General features: G+C 49.1%; 2 tRNA genes and 2 rRNA genes (1 of these 4 running past the window's edge). All 4 read right to left on the reverse strand.

Features of this window, described 5'->3' with window-relative positions:
* Window positions 1–585, reverse strand: a 23S ribosomal RNA gene (locus CQ839_RS24450) (it extends 2,237 nt beyond the left edge of the window).
* Window positions 586–762: 177 nt separating this feature from the next.
* Window positions 763–838: transfer RNA gene (locus CQ839_RS24455), tRNA-Ala, on the reverse strand.
* Window positions 839–875: 37 nt separating this feature from the next.
* Window positions 876–949, reverse strand: a tRNA-Ile gene (locus CQ839_RS24460).
* 129 nt (window positions 950–1,078) lie between these two features.
* Window positions 1,079–2,564: ribosomal RNA gene (locus tag CQ839_RS24465) — 16S ribosomal RNA — on the reverse strand.
* Together the 16S and 23S rRNA genes with 2 tRNA genes alongside form the textbook arrangement of a ribosomal RNA operon.
* Between the last annotated feature and the right edge of the window lie 283 nt (window positions 2,565–2,847).

Genomic DNA, 2,847 nt, shown 5'->3' on the forward strand with positions numbered 1-2,847 from the left:
CACGGTCAGACGTTAAATCGTCCTCCCATTGCTTGTAAGCTCACGGTTTCATGTTCTATTTCACTCCCCTTCCGGGGTTCTTTTCACCTTTCCCTCGCGGTACTCGTTCACTATCGGTCACAAGTGAGTATTTAGCCTTACGAGGTGGTCCTCGCGAATTCACACGGAATTTCTCGTGTACCGTGCTACTCAGGATTCAGCTTGCCAACTTTGATTTTTAATTACGAGGCTTTCACTCTCTTTGGCGTGTCATTCCAAACACTTCATCTAATCTCTGTTGTACAGTGTTGCTGTCCTATAACCCCAGTCGGTCATGCCAACTGGTTTGGGCTGGTTCCCGTTCGCTCGCCGCTACTTAGGAAATCATTATTTATTTTCTCTTCCTTCAGCTACTAAGATGTTTCAATTCGCTGAGTTCGCTCTTTCCCGTCTATTTTATTCAACGGGCAGTATTTAGGGTTGCCCCATTCGGAAACCTGCGGATCAGGGCTTGCTTCCAGCTCCCCGCAGCTTATCGTAGGTAACCACGTCCTTCATCGCCTTCTTGTGCCTAGGTATTCACCGTGAGCCCTTTGTAGCTTGACCTCTGTGTTTCCACTTTGGATCTACTTGCTTCTTATTACTATTACTATGCAGTTTTCAAGGTTCTTTCTAAATTCTTTGCTCTCGCTAGAATTTAGCAGTCTCTCTAGTTTTTGGCTCTCTGCCTGACTAGATGAGTTGCTAAACTCTTGCTCTCGCTTTCGTTGGTTCTTCGTAGTTTGGTGGAGATAAGGAGATTCGAACTCCTGACTTCCTGCGTGCAAAGCAGGCGCTCTACCAACTGAGCTATATCCCCAGAGTTGTCCTTAGCTGAATGCTAATGATTTCTCAAGTGGGCCATACTGGACACGAACCAGTGACCTCACGGTTATCAGCCGTGCGCTCTAACCAACTGAGCTAATGGCCCTTTTGTGTTGTCTAAATCAGAACCTGACTTAGTTTGAAAGCTTTCCAATATTCCTCGAACGACCTTGGGATGACTTACTCTTGACTTAATTCTGTATTGTTTCAGTCTAAGAGTAAATAGGTCTCCCTATAAGGAGGTGATCCAGCCGCACCTTCCGGTACGGCTACCTTGTTACGACTTCACCCCAGTCACCAGCCCTGCCTTAGGCGCCTCCCTCCCTTGCGGGTTGAGATAACGACTTCGGGCGTGACCAGCTTCCATGGTGTGACGGGCGGTGTGTACAAGGCCCGGGAACGTATTCACCGCAGTATGCTGACCTGCGATTACTAGCGATTCCGCCTTCATGCAGGCGAGTTGCAGCCTGCAATCTGAACTAAGACCGGGTTTATGAGATTAGCTTGCATTCGCATGCTCGCAACTCTTTGTCCCGGCCATTGTAGTACGTGTGTAGCCCAAGGCGTAAGGGGCATGATGACTTGACGTCATCCCCACCTTCCTCCGGTTTGTCACCGGCAGTCTCTCTAGAGTGCCCAACTTAATGATGGCAACTAAAAACGAGGGTTGCGCTCGTTGCGGGACTTAACCCAACATCTCACGACACGAGCTGACGACAGCCATGCACCACCTGTGTTCGTGCTCCCGAAGGCACTCCTCCCTTTCAAGAGGATTCACGACATGTCAAGCCTTGGTAAGGTTCTTCGCGTTGCATCGAATTAAACCACATACTCCACCGCTTGTGCGGGCCCCCGTCAATTCCTTTGAGTTTCAATCTTGCGACCGTACTCCCCAGGCGGGGTACTTAACGCGTTAGCTACGGCACTGACCGGGTCGATACGGCCAACACCTAGTACCCATCGTTTACGGCTAGGACTACTGGGGTATCTAATCCCATTCGCTCCCCTAGCTTTCGTACTTCAGCGTCAGTTGAGATCCAGCAGGACGCTTTCGCCACTGGTGTTCTTCCAGATATCTACGCATTTCACCGCTACACCTGGAATTCCTCCTGCCCCTATCTCTCTCTAGCTATTCAGTTTCCATTGCCGATCCAAGGTTGAGCCTCGGGCTTTGACAACAGACTTAATTAGCAGCCTACGTACGCTTTACGCCCAATAATTCCGGATAACGCTTGCATCCTCCGTCTTACCGCGGCTGCTGGCACGGAGTTAGCCGATGCTTATTCGTTAGGTACCGTCATTATCTTCCCTAACAAAAGAGGTTTACAACCCACAGGCCTTCGTCCCTCACGCGGTATTGCTCCGTCAGGCTTTCGCCCATTGCGGAAAATTCCCCACTGCTGCCTCCCGTAGGAGTCTGGGCCGTGTCTCAGTCCCAGTGTGACTGGTCATCCTCTCAGACCAGTTATCGATCGTCGCCATGGTAGGCCGTTACCCCACCATCTAGCTAATCGAACGCAAGCTCATCTACAGGCATTAAAACTTTCACCCGAAGGCATATCCGGTATTAGCAGTCATTTCTAACTGTTGTCCCGAACCTATAGGTAGATTCTTACGCGTTACTCACCCGTCCGCCACTAAGTCCGAAGACTTCGTTCGACTTGCATGTGTTAAGCATACCGCCAGCGTTCATCCTGAGCCAGGATCAAACTCTCCATGGTGTCTTTATACTTTCAGAATCTCTTCCTACTTTTCTAAAGCCTTTTTCCTTTCGGATGGGTTTGACTTTTTTAAGCTTTTCGCTTATCCTGTCGGATAGCTAGTTATTTCTCAATAATCTAGTCTTTTTTATGTTTTTGACGAGGTTTATTGGTTTCTTAAAGCTTTCAAACTATTTGGTTGTCTAGGTTCTTGGCACTCCCTTTCAGGTCGGGCTCGCTTCGCTTTCGCTCGTCGCTCCCTTCAGCGCTTTACTAAGGTAGCAAGCTTATAAAGGTTTGTCAA

This window comes from Pseudanabaena sp. BC1403, assembly GCF_002914585.1.
In the GTDB taxonomy this organism is placed as follows: domain Bacteria; phylum Cyanobacteriota; class Cyanobacteriia; order Pseudanabaenales; family Pseudanabaenaceae; genus Pseudanabaena.